The organism is Zoogloea sp. (genome assembly GCF_023150065.1).
In the GTDB taxonomy this organism is placed as follows: Bacteria; Pseudomonadota; Gammaproteobacteria; order Burkholderiales; family Rhodocyclaceae; genus Zoogloea.
Map to the genome: position 1 here is coordinate 299,626 of NZ_JAKLLN010000001.1, position 16,909 is coordinate 316,534.

13 protein-coding genes are annotated in these 16,909 nt (G+C 64.4%); 7 read left to right on the forward strand and 6 right to left on the reverse strand.

From position 1 onward, the window contains the following. Nucleotides 1–145 precede the first annotated feature (145 nt). The 4 genes from rpsP to rplS all read left to right on the forward strand — a co-directional run bounded on the left by rpsP (nt 146) and on the right by rplS (nt 2,200). Nucleotides 146–397, forward strand: coding sequence for a 30S ribosomal protein S16 (rpsP, locus tag L6Q67_RS01525; protein WP_296403811.1), 252 nt, complete (start codon nt 146–148; stop codon nt 395–397). A 37-nt stretch (nt 398–434) separates the two neighbouring features. Next, nucleotides 435–938 (forward strand): ribosome maturation factor RimM, encoded by a 504-nt coding sequence (gene rimM, locus L6Q67_RS01530; RefSeq protein WP_296564147.1) that lies wholly within the window; start codon nt 435–437, stop codon nt 936–938. Beyond that, nucleotides 935–1,717, forward strand: a complete 783-nt coding sequence (gene trmD, locus L6Q67_RS01535) for a tRNA (guanosine(37)-N1)-methyltransferase TrmD (protein WP_296564149.1) — start codon at nt 935–937, stop codon at nt 1,715–1,717. The genes rimM and trmD overlap by 4 nt, the downstream gene beginning before the upstream one ends. Nucleotides 1,718–1,804: 87 nt before the next feature. Continuing rightward, complete coding sequence (rplS, locus tag L6Q67_RS01540; protein WP_296564151.1) at nt 1,805–2,200, forward strand: 50S ribosomal protein L19; 396 nt, start codon at nt 1,805–1,807, stop codon at nt 2,198–2,200. A gap of 95 nt (nt 2,201–2,295) precedes the next feature. Here the strand turns inward: rplS and folE2 are convergent, their stop codons facing one another. From folE2 to xseB, 4 genes are all read right to left on the reverse strand, one after another. Continuing rightward, entirely contained in the window at nt 2,296–3,105 is an 810-nt protein-coding gene (folE2, locus tag L6Q67_RS01545; protein WP_296564152.1) for a GTP cyclohydrolase FolE2, read from the reverse strand. An 82-nt stretch (nt 3,106–3,187) separates the two neighbouring features. Next, nucleotides 3,188–5,086, reverse strand: coding sequence for a 1-deoxy-D-xylulose-5-phosphate synthase (gene dxs / locus L6Q67_RS01550; protein WP_296564155.1), 1,899 nt, complete (start codon nt 5,084–5,086; stop codon nt 3,188–3,190). Between the two features lie 49 nt (nt 5,087–5,135). Further along, nucleotides 5,136–6,032, reverse strand: coding sequence for a polyprenyl synthetase family protein (locus L6Q67_RS01555; RefSeq protein ID WP_296564158.1), 897 nt, complete (start codon nt 6,030–6,032; stop codon nt 5,136–5,138). Then, the gene (gene xseB / locus L6Q67_RS01560; RefSeq protein WP_296564161.1) at nt 6,029–6,247 is read right to left on the reverse strand and encodes an exodeoxyribonuclease VII small subunit; all 219 of its coding nucleotides are present in this window, start codon (nt 6,245–6,247) and stop codon (nt 6,029–6,031) included. The genes L6Q67_RS01555 and xseB overlap by 4 nt, the downstream gene beginning before the upstream one ends. A 128-nt stretch (nt 6,248–6,375) precedes the next feature. Between xseB and L6Q67_RS01565 the strand changes: the two genes are divergently transcribed. Next, nucleotides 6,376–7,479 carry an aromatic ring-hydroxylating dioxygenase subunit alpha gene (locus L6Q67_RS01565; RefSeq protein ID WP_296564164.1) on the forward strand — a complete coding sequence of 368 codons (1,104 nt, stop codon included), beginning with the start codon at nt 6,376–6,378 and terminating at the stop codon, nt 7,477–7,479. Nucleotides 7,480–7,571: 92 nt separating this feature from the next. On the opposite strand, the gene L6Q67_RS01570 is transcribed toward L6Q67_RS01565, so the two are convergent. Beyond that, entirely contained in the window at nt 7,572–9,389 is a 1,818-nt protein-coding gene (locus L6Q67_RS01570; RefSeq protein ID WP_296564174.1) for a TolC family outer membrane protein, read from the reverse strand. 300 nt (nt 9,390–9,689) lie between these two features. Here L6Q67_RS01570 and L6Q67_RS01575 point away from each other — a divergent pair, with 300 nt between their 5' ends. Together L6Q67_RS01575 and L6Q67_RS01580 are read left to right on the forward strand one after the other, a co-directional pair. After that, complete coding sequence (locus tag L6Q67_RS01575) at nt 9,690–10,412, forward strand: transglutaminase-like cysteine peptidase (RefSeq protein WP_296564177.1); 723 nt, start codon at nt 9,690–9,692, stop codon at nt 10,410–10,412. Between the two features lie 10 nt (nt 10,413–10,422). Beyond that, nucleotides 10,423–12,348, forward strand: a complete 1,926-nt coding sequence (locus L6Q67_RS01580) for a LapD/MoxY N-terminal periplasmic domain-containing protein (protein WP_296564180.1) — start codon at nt 10,423–10,425, stop codon at nt 12,346–12,348. 90 nt (nt 12,349–12,438) lie between these two features. Here L6Q67_RS01580 and L6Q67_RS01585 read toward each other — a convergent pair. Continuing rightward, nucleotides 12,439–16,909, reverse strand: a 4,471-nt coding sequence (locus tag L6Q67_RS01585) for a VCBS domain-containing protein (protein ID WP_296564183.1), incomplete at its 5' end; no start/stop codon positions are given.

Below are 16,909 nucleotides of genomic sequence, written 5' to 3' on the forward strand. Positions count from 1 at the left end.
GTGCCGCGTTTCGGCATTCATGGATCCCATTGCGGGTTGAGGCCAGAATCGCCCATGGATGCTTGATGCCGCATACGCCTTGATGTTTTTCTGCTCGTGATTTAGTATCCGACGTTTTTCCATTCCATCGGATCAGGAACAAGTCATGGTTGTTATTCGTCTCGCCCGCAGCGGTTCCAAGAAGCGTCCTTTCTACAACATCGTTGCCGCCGATTCCCGCAATCGTCGCGACGGTCGTTTCATCGAGCGCATCGGCTACTACAATCCCGTCGCTTCCGGCAATGCCGTCAGCCTGGTGGTCAACGCCGAGCGTCTGTCCCACTGGCAAGGTCACGGTGCCCAGCTGTCCGACACCGTTTCCCGTCTCGTGAAGCAGGCTGCCAAGGCGGCTGCCTGAGTTGTCAGGGTCTTCTGATCTGTCTCAAGACCCATCCATGATCGTCCTGGGGCGCATTGTTGCGCCTTTTGGCGTCGGGGGTTGGGTCAAGGTTCATCCCTTCGGCGATGATCCGCTGTCGTGGAGGCAGATGCCTCAGTGGTGGCTGTCCACCGACCCGGACGGGAAGGAATGGGCGCCCTACACGCTGAAAGCCTGCAGGGAACATGGCAAGGGTGGCATCGTTGCCAGCTTTGCCGAAGTGCCCGACCGCAACGGTGCCGAGGCTGTAACCGGATACTTTGTGGCTGCACCCCGTGGGGCCTTGCCCAAACCTGAAAAGGATGAATATTACTGGGCCGATCTGATCGGGCTGGAAGTGTTCAATGCGGCAGGGCTCTCTTACGGCAAGGTGTCGGGCCTGCTCTCCACCGGAGCGCATGATGTGCTGCAGATCCAGGATGGGGATACCGAACGGCTGATTCCGTTTGTCGCCGCGTATGTGACAGCGGTGGACACGGCCGCAGGGAAGATTGTTGTGGAGTGGGACGCGGATTGGTGACGTCTGCCGAGGGCCGGAAGGCCTATGATGTCCTGACCCTGTTTCCCGAAATGTTTTCTGCCTTGTCGCAGTTCGGCATTACCGGACGCGCCAGGGACAGGGCGCTTTACGAGATTCACTGCTGGAATCCCAGGGATTTCACCGAAGATCGCCATCGCACCGTAGACGACCGTCCTTATGGCGGTGGCCCGGGGATGGTGATGTTGCCGGGGCCGCTGGAAAAAGCCATTGCTGGTGCGAAGGCCCGGCAGATTGAGTCCATAGGTGCCGCAGGGCGGGTGATTTATCTCTCGCCCCAGGGCCAGCCGCTGAACCACCGCAAGGTGTGTCAGCTGATGGCCGAGCCGTCACTGATCCTGCTGTGCGGTCGTTATGAGGGCGTTGATCAGCGCCTGATCGATCGCTGTGTGGATGAAGAGATTTCCCTCGGTGATTTCGTCCTTTCGGGGGGGGAATTGCCGGCGATGGTCCTGCTCGATGCGCTGATCAGGCAGTTGCCTGGCGCGTTGAACGACGAAGACTCCGCGGTGGAGGATTCGTTTGTGGATGGCTTGCTGGATTGTCCGCATTACACCCGCCCGGTGGAGTATCACGGGGTGAGTGTTCCGGACGTGCTGCTGTCGGGCAATCACGCCGAAATCCGGCGCTGGAGACTGCAGCAGTCTCTGGGGCGTACCGAACAGCGGCGCCCTGATCTGCTTGCCGGACGCGCGTTGAGCAAGGAAGAGTTCCGACTGCTGGAAGCATTCCGGCAGTCAGAAAAGAAGCCGGAGACCTAGTCTTCCGGTTTCATAACAAAGCCGTGCATCAGGTGGCGACCTGCTCTGCACGAAAGGCCACAGGCCTCATTTTTTCAGGAGTTACGCATGAACCTCATTCAGCAGCTGGAACAAGAAGAAATCGCCCGCCTGACCCAGGGCAAGGCCATCCCCGAGTTCGCCCCCGGCGACACCGTGGTTGTCCAGGTGAAGGTCAAGGAAGGTAACCGCGAGCGTCTGCAGGCTTACGAAGGCGTCGTCATCGCCAAGCGTAACCGTGGCCTCAACTCCGGCTTCATCGTTCGCAAGATCTCTTCCGGCGAAGGCGTGGAGCGTACGTTCCAGACCTACTCCCCGCTGGTGGCCAGCATCGAAGTGAAGCGTCGCGGCGATGTCCGTCGTGCCAAGCTCTACTATCTGCGCAGCCGCTCCGGCAAGTCCGCACGTATCAAGGAAAAGCTGGACTACAAGTCCTTCGCTGCCAAGGCTGCTGCCAAGGCCTGAGTTTTTCCAGGACGAAAAAAAACGGAACTTCGGTTCCGTTTTTTTTCGTCCTGGATTTCTGCTGCCCCCTCGTTCTGGTGGGGGCGTAGCTGCGCTCAGTGCATGCGCTTGTCGTGCTCTATCAGCGCGTAGGCCGAGTGATTGTGAATGGATTCGAAGTTCTCCGACTCGACGATGTAGGCATCGATGCGGCTTTCCCGGTTGAGACTGCCGGCAACGTCACGAACCATGTCTTCGACGAACTTCGGATTGTCGTAGGCGCGCTCGGTGACGAACTTTTCGTCGGGCCGCTTGAGCAGGCCAAAAAGCTCGCAGGAGGCCTGGCTTTCGACAAGCTGCACCAGCTCTTCGATCCACAGGTGATCGTTGGTGGTGGTGGTGACTGTGACGTGGGAGCGCTGGTTATGGGCGCCGTAGGCGGAGATCTTCTTTGAGCAGGGGCACAGGCTCGTGACGGGCACGACGATGCGCATGGTGAATTCGTAGGTGCCGCCTTCACGGATTTCACCAATGAAAGTGACCTCGTAATCCATCAGGCTCTGGACGCCGGAGACGGGGGCTGCCTTGTTGATGAAGTACGGAAAAGTCATTTCCACATGGCCGGTCTCGGCTTCGAGCTTCCGGACCATCTCGCGCAGCATGGGCTCGAATGACTCGACAGAGATCTCGCGCTCGTGGCTGTTCAGGATCTCCACGAAGCGGGACATGTGGGTGCCCTTGAAGTTGTGGGGCAGGCCGACGTACATGTTGAAGACGGCAATGGTGTGCTGAACGCCGCCGTTCTTGTCCTGGACCCGGATCGGATGGCGGATGGACTTGATGCCAACCTTGTTGATGGCGAGCTGACGGGAATCCGCGGAGTTCTGGACGTCCGGAATCGGGGTGGGGGCTTCACACGTGGTCATGACTGTTCTCGTTAAATCTCGTTGGGGAATGGGGATCTACGGCCCCTGATTGGATCGATCCTATCATTCCCGACAAAAGCACTCAACTATTCGGCCGATAGGCCTCTTCAATCCGCTGCCGGATGGCTTGGGCATTGAGGCCGATTTCGGCCATCAGCTGAGTCTGATCGCCATGATCGATGAAGCGGTCAGGCAGGCCGAGTTGCAGCAGCCGGGTCGGTTTGCCGGCCTCATGAAGCACTCGGGCGATCTCGGTGCCTGCACCGCCGATGGTGGCATTCTCCTCAAGGCTGACCAGCAGATCATGGGTGTCGGCCAGTTGAAGGATCAGGTCCCGGTCGATGGGCTTGGCAAAACGCATGTTGGCGACCGTTGCATCGAGCTCCTCACCGACCTGCAAGGCGGCGCCCAGCAGGCTGCCGAAGGCCAGCAGCGCGGTACGGCTGCCAGTGCGGCGGATCTCACCCTTGCCGATGGGCAGGGTCTGCATCGTGGCCTGGGGGACGACACCCAGGCCGCTGCCGCGGGGGTAGCGGACCGCGGTGGGGCCATGGTGCTGATAGGCCGTGTACAGCATCTGCCTGCACTCGTTTTCGTCCGCCGGGCAGAAGATCGTCAGGTTGGGGACGCACAGCAGGTAGGAGATGTCGAAGGCGCCGTGGTGGGTGGCGCCGTCGGCGCCCACCAGGCCCGCCCGGTCGATGGCCATCATGACCGGGAGGTTCTGCAGGGCGATGTCGTGGATGAGCTGATCGTAGGCCCGCTGCAGGAAGGTCGAGTAAATGGCGACCACCGGCTTGAAGCCTTCACAGGCCAGTCCGGCCCCGAAGGTCAGGGCATGTTGCTCGGCGATGCCCACATCGTAATAGCGGTTCGGGTGCTCCTGGGCAAAGCGCACCATGCCGGAGCCTTCACGCATCGCCGGGGTGATGGCGACAAGCCGTTCGTCGGCGGCCGCCATGTCGCACAGCCAGTCACCGAACACCTGGGTGTAGGTGAGCTTGCCGCCGCCCTTGGCGTCCTTGCCCGTGGCAATGCCGGCGGTGTGGTCGAAGCGCGAGACGCCGTGGTAGAGGATGGGATCGGCTTCGGCCAGCTTGTAGCCCTGGCCTTTGCGGGTGATCACGTGCAGGAACTGGGGGCCCTTCAGGGTGCGCAGGTTCTGCAGCGTCGGGAGCAGGGATTCAAGGTCGTGACCGTCGATGGGGCCGATGTAGTTGAAACCGAACTCTTCGAACATGGTGCCGGGCATGACCATGCCCTTGACGTGCTCCTCGGTGCGGCGGGCCAGCTCGAAGACCGGCGGAGGCAGGTTCTCGAGGAAGCGCTTGCCGATCTTGCGGGCGCCGTTGTAGAGCTTGCCGGACAGCAGGCGCGACAGGTGCTTGTTGAGGGCACCCACCGGCGGCGAGATGGACATCTCGTTGTCGTTGAGGATCACCAGCAGGTTGGTGTCGTGGATGTCTCCGGCGTTGTTGAGGGCCTCGAAGGCCATGCCGGCGGACATGGCGCCGTCACCGATCACGGCGATGGCGCGGCGGTCCTCGCCGCGCATGCGTGCGGCCTCCGCCATGCCGAGGGCGGCGGAGATGGAGGTGGACGAGTGAGCGGTTCCGAAGGTGTCGTAGTCGCTTTCGCAGCGCCGCGGAAAGCCCGAGATGCCCTGGTACTGGCGCAGACCGGCCATGGCCTCGCGGCGGCCGGTGAGTACCTTGTGAGCGTAGGTCTGGTGGCCCACGTCCCAGACGATGCGGTCTTCGGGCGTGTTGAAAACGTAGTGCAGGGCGACGGTGAGCTCGATGGTGCCCAGGTTGGACGAGAGATGTCCGCCTGTGCGGGATACGGAGCTGATCAGGAAATTGCGCAGCTCGTCGGCCAGCTGGGGGAGTTCGCTGGGGTCGAGCTGGCGCAGATCCGCGGGCGAGGCGATGCTTTCCAGCAGGCTGCTGCGGGGAGTGGCGGGCTGCGTTCCGAGGGGCATTCCGGGTTACCGGGTCGTTAATGAGTATTCTTGGTTGTTCGGGCGGCGCTTAAAACTGTCGGTGGACAATGAAGCGTGTCAGCTCCGAGAGGCGGCGTGCCGGTTCGCCGAAGGCGGCGAGACGGTCAAGTGCGTCCTGGCACATCTCTTCGGCCAGCGCCCGGGCCCGTGTCACGCCCAGCAGGCTGACGTAGGTCGGCTTGTCGTTGGCCGCGTCCTTGCCGGCAGTCTTGCCCAGCGTGGCGGTGTCGGCTTCGGCGTCGAGGATGTCATCGACGATCTGGAAAAGCAGGCCAATCACCTTGCCCACATGATCCAGCGAGGCCATTTGATCTTCGTTGAGATCGCGGCCGCATTGTACGCCAAGCCCGATGGATGCCCGGATCAGGGCGCCGGTCTTGTGGATGTGCATGAACTCCAGCTCGGCCAGGTCCAGCTGCAGCCCCACGGAGGCCAGGTCGATGGCCTGTCCGCCCGCCATGCCGCGGGAACCCGAGGCGATGGCCAGCTGCCGGAGCATGCCCAGCTGGCGTTGGGGGTCATCGCTGACCGGAGCCTCGGCGAGATGCTGGAAGGCCAGGGTCTGCAAGGCATCCCCGACGAGGAGGGCGGTGGCGTCGTCGAACTGGACGTGAACGGTGGGCTTGCCGCGGCGCAGGGTGTCATCGTCCATGCACGGCATGTCGTCGTGCACGAGCGAATAGGCGTGGATCATCTCGAGGGCGCAGCCCACCCGGTCAAGGCGCTCGGGGGCTGCGCCGCTGATGTCGCCGGCGGCGTGCACAAGCAGCGGACGCACGCGTTTGCCGCCACCCAGGACGGCATAACGCATGGCTTCATGGAGGCGGGCAGGGGTGATCTCCGGTGCGGGAAGGGCGCGGTCGAGCGCTGATTCCATGCGCTCCTGGATGCTTGCCATCCACTGGCTGAAAGTCGGCGTGCTCATGCGGAGGGGGCTTCCGTGTCGGAGGTTTCGAGGATGCGGATACTCTGCTCGGCCTTGCTCAGGACGTCCTGGCACTGACGCAACAGCGTCGTGCCGCGCTGGTAGGCGGCCAGCGCCTGGTCAAGGGGGAGCTGGCTGTTTTCCATCTCCTGGACGATGGATTCCAGCTCGGAGACGGCAGATTCGAAACTGGGAGACTTGGAGGGCTTGACCATGCGTGGCCGGATCCGACGTGGGGGAAACCGTAAAAATAGCCTATGGCCGGGCTTCAGGTCAAACGCGTAATAATATATAATCTTGGGTTTTACGTTTCGGGCTTTCGCTTTGAATCAGGGGGTTCGGGATGTCTGACATCGCTTCTCAGGCACTTCTTTCGCCGGCAGTTTCCCAGTTGCCGGTCTCGTGGTATTTCGACGACAAGGTTTTCGAGCTGGAGAAGCGTCTCCTCTTCGATGCCGGTCCTGGCTACGTCGGCCACGAACTCATGGTGCCGGAAGTCGATCAGTACCGCTCTCTCGAATGGCTGGACCACTCGAAGCTGCTGATCAACCGGGATGATGGTCACTACCAGATGTCCAACATCTGCCGCCATCGTCAGGCCATCATGCTGCAGGGGTCCGGCCAGGCCGACCGGAACATCGTCTGCCCGATCCACCGCTGGACGTACAATCCCGATGGCCTGCTCATCGGTGCCCCCCATTTCGCCGAGAATCCCTGCCTCAACCTGCAGCGTCAGAAGCTCGAGAACTGGCAGGGGCTGCTGTTCAAGGGTCCCCGTTCCGCCAACGCGGATCTGGCAGGCATGCAGGTGGGTGGCGAGCTCAACTTTGCGGGCTACAAGCTCGACAAGGTCGAGATCCACGAGTGCAACTACAACTGGAAGACCTTCATCGAGGTATACCTCGAGGACTACCACGTGGTGCCTTTTCACCCGGGGCTTGGTCAGTTTGTCACCTGCGACGATCTGACCTGGCAGTTCGGTGAGTGGTATTCGGTGCAGCGGGTTGGCATCACTTCCCTCCAGAAGCCCGGCTCACCCACCTACAAGCGTTGGCATGAGGCCGTGATGGCCTACCACGGTGGCGAGATGCCGAAGCACGGGGCGATCTGGCTCACCTACTTCCCCAACATCATGGTCGAGTGGTACCCCCATGTGCTGGTGGTCAGCACCCTGATCCCGACGGACGTCAACAAGACCACCAACGTGGTCGAGTTCTACTACCCGGAAGAGATCCTCGAGTTCGAGCGCGATCTTGTCGAGGCCGAGCAGGCTGCCTACATGGAAACCGCCATTGAGGACGACGATATCGGCGAGCGCATGGATCGTGGCCGCCTGGCCCTGCTCAAGGAAGGCCGCAACGAAGTGGGGCCGTACCAGTCGCCCTATGAAGACGGGATGCAGCATTTTCACGAGTTCTACCGGCGCATCATCCAGCCGCATCTCTGAGATACAGCCAGACCAAATAAAAAACGGGAGCCACCAGGCTCCCGTTTTTATTGCCTGCTCCCCGTTCCGCAAGGGCGGGGAGCAGGGCAGGGTCAGCGATTCGATTCGCGGACGATCTTCCATTGCCCGTTTTCGAGCTCGTAATGGAGCGTCTTGGGGATGGAGTCCTTGAAGTCGGCAGAGCGGTAGTTCTGGGTAAAGCTGGCCTCGGCGGCGGTGGCGGAGATGCTATGCACCTTCACGTTTTCAACGGCCACGTTGATCTCACCCGGTTTGGCGAGGCGCTTCTCGCGCAGGGCCATCCAGGCGTCGAGCTTGCCCTGCTCGGGCTGGAAGCGGCTTGAATAGAACGCCTTGTAGCCCTTGAAGTCTTTCGCCGACCAGGCGGCAGCCCAGGATCTGACCAGCGGTTCGATGGCAGGTGTGGTGGCAGGTGCGGCAGCAGCAGGAATGGCCGCCGCAGCCACAGCACTGGCAACCGGGAGGGGCACCGGGGCAGGCTCGGGACGGCCGCGCATGGCACCCACCGTGTCCAGGGGGGCGACGACAGGCAGCTCGGTGCTGCATTGCAGGTTCTCGTCCTGAGACGGGTCGGCAGCGGTGCCGGCTTCTTCGGGTGCCGTCCGGGCAGCCGGGGTGAGCTGCACGCTGGGCAGGATGCGGTGGGTCTGGGTGAGCACACGCAGCTCGGCCTGGGTCAGGTCGTAGCGGGCACGCACGGTCGCCCGCTTGGCGTCGAACAGTTCGTTTTCGGTGTTGAGCACATCGAGCAGGCTGCGCTGGCCGATGTCGAACTGTTGCCGGTAGGCGTCACGGGCCTTCTCGGTGGAGAGCTGATGCTGCTCAAGGTAGATCAGCTGCTCCTTGAGTTTCTTGACGTCGTTCCAGGCAATCGCGGTCTGCTGGCGAACGTCGCGGCAGGCCTTGTCACGCAGATCGGTGGCGTTGTAGAGCTGCTCGTGGGACTGACGGATGCGGGCCTCGTCGGAACCGCCCTTGTAGAGGTTCCAGTTGAGCAGCACCTGCAGGGCGGTGGAATTGGTTTCACCGCTCACGCCGAGCAGGTTCTTGTCCATGCCGGTGCTGGCCCGCAGCTCGACGGTGGGCAGGTTGCTGGCGCGCTGGACATCGATGTTGGCGCGGGATGAGCGGATGTTGGCGACGGCCGCCCGGAACGTGGGGTTGTCGACGATGGCCTGGCGCAGCACATCCTTCTCGAGGGGCAGCTGCTGGCCCAGGGCGGGGGCGGCTTCCAGCGTGTCGGGCGGTGCCTCGCCAACTACCCGCTGGTAGCGCTGGCCGACATCGTGGAGGTTGGAGCTTTCGGTGAGCCAGTTGGACTGGGCCAGGGCCAGGCGGCCGAAGGCCTGTTCGAGGTCGACGCGGCGGCCTACGCCGGCTTTCACCCGTCGTTCGATCTGATCGACGGTTTCCTTGTGGATGGCCCAGTTCTCCTGGGCCAGCTTGCTGAGCTCACGGTAGCGCTGGACATCCAGATAGGCCCGCCCGGCTTCGAAGGCGGTCTCGTCGGTGGTGCCGAGGAGCTCGTAGTAGCGCACGGCCCGGGCAAAGCCCAGGCGCTTGACGTCGTTGCCCGTGGCGAAGCCGTCAAAGATCAGCTGGCGCAGCTGCAGCTGGTAGCCGGGGCGGGTGTAGGTGTCGGATGGCGTGGTAGGGGTCTCGCGGCGCTCGCGGCCGGTGTAGCCCTGCAGGTCGATACGCGGAAACAGGCCGCCGCGGGCCACGTCGCGCTCGGCATCCGAGGCCTGGTAGTTGTGCAGGCGGGCAAGCACTTCAGGGTTGCGGAGAACGGCTTTCTCGATGGCGTCCGGCAGGGTGCCGGCCTGGGCGGAGGAGAGTGCCACGAAGCACAGAGCGAGGCTGGCGGAGAGCTTTGTTGCTTTGAACATTGTCATCTCGTTCATGGGAGGTCAGGGGACGGCATACGCATCGTCATGGGGGGCACGGACTCGGGTCCGGAACAAGGCCAGATTCTAGGCGTCGTTCAGCGCTTGCTTTGAGCATTATTTCTTTTCCGAGGCTGTTGCACTGACTGGATGAATGCCTTGAACAAATATTTCACAGTTGACGGCTGCGGAACCCGAAGCTTAACTTTTTCGGCGCCCCGCCGTTGATTCAGGCTGGTTCGGCCCGAATATCCACTCATCCAGAAGGCATGTCTGCTGCAGGGCGCTCCGCAAGGCGCGTCCATGGTTTCCACCCTTTCAATGCCATCCACGTCTCCCATTACCGGCCCATCCTTCCTTGCGGCAGTTCGTCGCCAGGGCGGCGTGTTGGGGGCTGTCTGCCTGCTGGGCATCGGGTTGGCCCTGGGGGGCTTCGAGGTGGAGCGCATGCGCCAGGTTGCGCAGCAGCGCTTCGGCCAGGCGGGCAGCGATGCGATCGAGGCGTGGCGCAGTGCCGTGGGTGGATGGCGTGGCTTGAGCGAAGACGAGCAGCTGCGCCGGATCAATGAGTATTTCAATCGGCGCATCCGCTTTGCCGAGGATAGCGTGGTGTGGTCCCAGGCCGACTACTGGGCCACCCCCCTTGAAACCCTGGCTCGGGGGGCGGGGGATTGTGAGGACTTCGTCTTTGCCAAGTACTTTACCCTGCGTGAGCTGGGGGTGCCGGAAGACCGCCTGCGCATGACCTACGTGCGGGCCCAGGTGGGCGGGGCCGGCAGCAGCGTGAGTCAGGCGCATATGGTGCTGGGCTACTACCCTTCGCCCGATGCGGTGCCTCTGGTGCTCGACAACCTCATCACCGAGATCCGGCCGGCCAGTGGGCGCCCCGACCTCGTGCCGGTGTTCAGTTTCAATATGCAGGGCGTCTTTGTCGGCGGTGCCGCCCAGGCCACCAGCCCGGTGGATCGGGTGTCCCGCTGGCGGGAGCTGCTCCTGCGCATGCGTTCGGAAGGCTATACGCCTTGAAGGAATCGATATGTCCCTGTTGAGAAGATTGTGGGTCAGTGTGGTGGTGGCCATGGCGGTGGTGCTCGTCGGCGCCTTTGCGGTCAGCCTGATTACCGCTCGCAGCTACTTCGAGCAGCAATTGACGGCCCAGGCCGGTGATGGTGCGGTGTCCCTGGCCTTGTCCATGTCCCAGCAGAGCAAGGACGTGGCCACCATGGAGCTGCTGGTGACGGCCCTGTTCGACGGGGGGCATTACAGCCAGATCCGCTTCACCGATCCTGCGGGGCGGGTGCTGGTGGAGCGTACCCAGGATGATGCGGCCGAGGGGGTGCCTGGCTGGCTGGTGGCCCTGGTGCCCATGGAGGCTCGGCCGGGGCAGGCGCTGGTCAGCGACGGCTGGCGGCAGGTCGGCAAGGTGAGTGTCGTCGCGGCCCGCAGCTACGCTTACCGCTCCCTGTGGCGTGGTGCCCTGCAATTGGGCAGCGTGATGCTGGCCATTGGTCTGTTCTGGGCCATGGCCGTGTCGATGCTGCTGCGCTGGGTGCGCCGGCCCCTGGACGAGATGGCCGAACAGGCCGAGGCCATTGGGGCCGGGCAGTTCCGGGTTATCGACGAGCCGAAGGTCGTCGAGCTGCAGAGCATGGCCCGGGCGCTGAACCGCATGTCCGAACGCATTCGCGCCCTGTTCTCCGAGCAGGCCGGGCGGATTGCCCGCCTGCGTGACGAGGGCAGCCACGATGATGGTACCGGGCTGCTCAACCGGGCGGCCTTCAACGGGGAATTGCGTCGTGTGCTGTCCGACCCGGATGTGGCGCCGGGTGGCTGCCTGGCCGTGCTGCGCATTGCCGATCTGGTGGTGCTCAACCAGAAGCTGGGGCGGGCCCGTACGGACGAGTGGTTGAGCGCCGTGGCCGATGCGTTGAAAGACGGCCTCGAGGCCGGTGATGACGTGGCGCTGGGGCGGCTCGGTGGTGCCGAATTCGGCGTGCTGGTCCCCGGCATGGGGCTGGCCGACGGGCGGGCCATGCTGGAGCGTCTGTGCAGTGCCGTCACGGCCCTGGATCTTGAGGTGGATGCGGCCCATCGCCTGCATCTGGATGCCGCTGCGGTGGCTTATCGGCGCGACGACACCCCGGGTGAGCTCATGGCGCGGGTGGATTCCGCCCTGATGCGCGCCGAGGCCGAGGGCGGCATCGTGGCCGAGCCCGGCGGGTCGCCCTTGCCGATCCCGGTGCCTGGTGCGGCGGGCTGGCGGGAGATGCTTGAGGGCGCCCTGGCTCGCCATGAGTTCACCCTCACCAGCTATCCGGTGTTGACCACCGATGGCGGCCTGGTCCACCGGGAGTACATGTTGCGCCTGCCCGCAGCGGGCGCCGTGCTGACGGCAGGGCAGTTCATGCCGGCGGCGGTGCGGGTTGGCCTGGCGGCGGCCTGCGACCTGGAGGCCCTGCGCCTTGGTATTGCCCGTCTGGGTGAGTCTTCCGAGCCCATTGCCATCAACGTGGCCCCCCGTTCGCTGATCGAGGCCGGCTTTCTCGATGGGCTGGACATCCTGTTGGCAACGGCCGGGGCCGGGGCCTCGCGGATTGCCGTGGAGGTCAGCGAGCGCGGGCTGGATGCGAGTCTGGCCGGCCTTGAAGCCCTCGCCGAGGTGCTGGCGCGGCATGGCGCACACCTGGGTATCGAGCATTTCGGACGCCAGCTGGCGGCCCTGCCGCGCCTGTATGCGCTGCGCCTGGCCTATCTCAAGCTGGACGGCAGCTTTGTTGCCAGCCTGCATGAAAACCCCGGCCATCAACGCCTCGTCAAGGCCATCGTCGATGTGGCCCACGGCCTCGAGGTGGCGGTCTATGCCGAGCAGGTCCATACAGCCGAGGAATGGGCGGCGGCCCGCGATCTGGGCGTCAGCGGCATGACTGGCCCGGAGGCTTCACGCCGTCTCGCGGCAGGCTGAGTCTGCCGGCTCTGCGGAGCCGGCGCCCACATGAAGATAGGGAGGCCCCTTGCGGGGCCTCTCTTTTTTGATGCCGATGTGGTGCTTCGCTCAGTCGGCGCTCAGCTTGCCCTTGGTCAGCAGGTCCTGAATGATCTGGGCATCGGTGCTCAGGGCACCGCTGTTGGTCAGATCCACGCCCTGCAGCACGATCTTCTGGTCGGTGGCGCCGGCGCTGAAGGTGCCGCCGGTGTAGCCGCCGGTGCTGCTGATGTGTACCACGGTGTCGGTACCGGACTTCTCAAAGTGCAGGTAGCTGCCCAGGTTGCCCGGGTTGGTGCCCGTGTGGCTCTCGCCCTGCAGCAGATCGCCCAGGTCCAGCACGTCGCCGCCGCTGATGGCCGCCGCCTTGTTGAAGTCGGTGATGGCATCAAGGGCGGGTGCACCGGCACTGCCTGCATCCCCCAGGGACCACTTGAAGGTGTCGGAACCGAGGCCACCGGTGAGAGTGTCGTTGCCGGCCCCCCCGGAGATCAGGCTGGCACCGCTGCCGCCGATGATGGTGTCGTTGCCGGCGCCACCGTAGATCATGTCCTGGCCATCGCTGCCAGTGATGTGGTCGTTGCCCGCGGTGCCGTCCAGGCGCTCGCCGGTGCGTACCAGCCAGGTGCCGTTGGTGGTGCTCTCGACGATGTCCTGCATGTCGTTGAGCACCGGGGCGCTGGTGGGTGTGAAGAGCGCGAACTCGTCGGTACCCAGGGTCTTGTAGGCCGTGTCGGCTTCGCTGCTGAGTTTGACCTCAATGCGCAGACGGGCATTGCCACCTTGTTCCCAGTACAGGATTTCGATGGGCTGCAGGCCGCTCTCCATGCTGATGCCGGTGTAGGTACGGGCGGTGGGGGACTGGATGTTGTCGAACATGGCCACAGTCTGGCCGCCGACATTGATGCGGAAGCCATCATCGGCGGTGACCCGGATGTCGTAGATACCCCCGGCCACGTTCATCAGGCCTACAAAACGCAGGCCCGAATCGGTGGTGTTGCCAAGGCCGGTGGTGGTGGTCAGAGTCGAGGCGTCCGACCCGGTGGTGCCGCCGCGCAGGAAGTTGTACAGCGCACCGGAATTGACTGCCATGTTGGCGCCGACGGTGGGGTTATTACCCAGGTTGCCGTTGACCGCGCCCACCGTGGTGCTGCCGGTGGTGTAGCCAAAACCGTAGTCGATCTTGTCGGCGCTGAAGGTGGCGTCGGAGCCCGTTGCCGGGGCGGCGTTGTAGGTGCCCACCACGGTCTGGCCGCTACGGCCGTCGACGATGGTGGTCATGTCGGAGACATGGTCCAGGTTGCCCAGGGTGGTGTCGTCCGCGTGGGTGCGGGTGACGCCCGAGGTGGTTTCGTTGTAGCCGTAGTATTCGCCGGTCAGGCCGAGGCGGCTGGATTCGATGACGGTGGAAGTGCTGGTGAGGGTGACCACCTGCTCGGCCTGGCGGCTGACGTTGAAGGTCACGCTGGCCGAAGCGGTGTCGCCGTCCTTGTCGGCAAGGACGAAGTCGAAGCCATCGACGACGGGGGCAGTGACGGTGGCGCGCGGCGTGTAGTTGTAGCTGCCGGTGCTCATGTTCACCACCAGGGTGCCACCGTCGTCGGTGCGCACGGTGAGGAGGTGGGTGGTGGCGTTGTAGGTGCCGTTGCCGGTTCCACCGCTCTGGGTGACGCTGGTGGCGCCCGTCGGGTTGTAGGTGTAGGTCACGCCCTCGATGGTGATCGAGCTGATGTGGCCACCGTCGCCCCCAAAGCCCGAGGTGCCGCCCAGCAGGCCGCCGGACAGGATGTCACCACTGGCGGACTGGGGAATGGTGGCCTGCAGGGCGCTGGAGAGCTGGGCGAAATCGGTGATGACCGACGCGTTGAGGTCGGTCTTGGTGAGGCCGTCGTAGGCGATGGGGTTGAGCGGCCCCTGGGATGCGCCGGCACCCATGCCCAGCGCGTAGCTGGTGATGCCGTTGCTGGTCAGGAAGGCCTTCCAGGCGGTCTCGTCGGCGGTGCCGATTTCCGTGCCCGAGTTGGGAACGCCGTCAGACAGGAAGTAGGCCACATTCTGACCGGATGCCAGCTTGCCGGTTGATCCGTAGGCACTCTGCGCCGCGGCGATGGCCGAGTCGAAGTTGGTTGTACCGCCCAGGGTGACGTTCCCGAGCTGGGTCTTGCCGAGATCGACCGTGGTCCAGGCGGTGCCGACTGAGGTGGCTGAGCTGTTGAAGGTGACAATCCGGATGCGCACTTCACCCAGTGCGTCGTAGGTGTCGATGAGCTGGGTAAGGGCGGTGATGGCAGATTTGATGCGTGTGGTTCCGCCCACCCCGTCGGCGGTGTTCATGCTGCCGGAGTTGTCGAGCACGATCAGCAGGTTGGTGTCCTGAGGCGCAACCACCACGCTCTGATTGACGTTGGAGGCCTTGGGCGCATCATCTTCCACACGCACGACCAGGGTGCTGGTGGTGGTGGTCACACCGTCGCTCACGTTGACCCCGAGGTTGAGTGTGAGCACGTCTTCCTGGGTGGTGTTGGGGTGGTCGACGGGGCCGGAGAGCTTCACCGACTGGGTGCCGTCGTTGGCGATGGTGGCGCGGATGATCTCCTGGCCTCCGGCGCTGCCGACCAGGGTCTGGGTGCCGCTGCCGGTCCAGGTGATGGCCACGCCGTTGGAGGTCAGGGCGGTGCTTGGTGCGGTGAGGGTGACGCTGAGGGCGTTGCCATCCACGTCGGAGACGCTGATGGTGCCGCCGGCGGTGGTCTGGTTGGTGGTGTCGGTGGCACCGGTGGTGTCGGCGATGCCGCCCGCCAGGCCCTCTTCGGAGACGCTCACGGTGGCCGTGCCGACCACCGGCGCGTCATTGGTGCCGGTGACGTTGATGGTCACCGTCTTGGCGGTGCCGTCGGCGGTATGGACGCTGAAGTTGTCCTGTACCACCTCGCCCTGCTTGAGGGACTGGACGTTGGTGGCGGCGTTGTTGAGGCTGTAGCTCCAGCTTCCGCCGGACTGCAGGGTCAGGGTGCCGTAGGTGCCCGTGAGGGTCTGGGGCACGAAGGACGACTGACCCGCATCCGCGTCGCTGATGGTGAGGCTGCCGCCGGCGGTGAGGGTGCCGTCTTCGGTGACATTGCCGGTGGCCACGCCGCCGATCACCGGGGCGTCATTGAGGCCGCTGACCTGGATGGTGAGGGTCGTGGTGGCGGTGCCGCCGTTGCCGTCGGATACGGTGTAGGTGAACACGTCGCTGGCCGACTGGCCCAGGGTTAGGGCCTTGGCACCTGCGCCCGGGGTGTAGGTGTAGCCACCATCCTGGGCGATCAGCAGGGTGCCGAAGGCGCCACCGACGCTGGTGCCACCTGCCGTGACCGGCACACTGGCGCCGCTGCCGGCGGCAATGCCGGTGACACCGAGGGCGGCGCCGTCGATATCCGAATCATTGGTCAGCACGCCGCTGGCGGCGTTGCGGACCAGGGCCGTGTCCTGGTTGGTGCTGCCGGTATCGGCAATCGCCACAGGGGGGTCGTTGACCGGGGTGACGTTGATGCTGGCGGTGGCCTGGCTGGAGCTGCCGCCGTTGTTGTCGGTGGCGGTGAAGTGGAAGCTGGTGCTGCCGTTCCAGTTGGCGCTAGGTTGGAAGTACAGGGTGACGGCACCACCAGTGGCGGCCAGCGGCGTACCGGCGCTGACCGGCTGGGTCATGGCGGCATCCCGGTAGAGGGTGCCGTTGGTGGGCAGATCGGCCAGGGTGAGGCTGGTGACGGTGCCGTCCACATCACTGCCGGCGAGGATCACGGGGATCGGCGCGGCCGGATCTTCTGCACCGCTGGCCGTCACATTGGCGACGGTGGGGATCTCGTTGGTGCCAAGCACGGTGACGACCACGTTGCGGGTGGTGCCATCCGCCGTGGTGACCGTGAAGGTCTCGGTGCGGGTGTCACCTTCCTTGAGTGCCTGCACATTGGCGGCGGCGTTGTTGAGGGCGTAGGTCCAGGTGCCGTTGGCGGCGATGCTGAAGCTGCCGTAGGTGCCAGTGGCGTTGGCGGGGCTGAAGGACGTGGAGCTGTCCACATCCGTCGCCGTCAGGGTGCCGGTGACGGTGAGCTGGCCGGCCGTGTCTTCCTTGACGGTGCCCGCCGCCGTGCCGGTGATCACGGCAGGGTCGTTGGTGCCGATGACGGTGATGGACAGGTTGGCGGTGGCGGTGAGGCTGCCATCGCTGAGCTGGTAGGAGAAGACGTCCTGGACGGAGTCGCCTGTGTTGAGGGCCTGGGCGGCGGCGCCCGGGGTGTAGGTGTAGCTGCCGTCGGCGTGGATCAGCAGGCTGCCGTAGGTGCCGGTGAGGGTGATGCCGGCGGCACCCGGTGCGGCGAAGGCGCCGGCGGTGCCGACGCGTACGCCGGAGACGGTGAGGCTGGCACTGTCGATGTCGGAATCGTTGGCGAGCACGCCCAGGGCGGCGGTGCGGCTGACCGGGCTGTCTTCGCTGGTGCTGGCCGTGTCATTGACGGCTACAGGCGCGTCATTGACCGCCGTGACGTTGATGGTGACG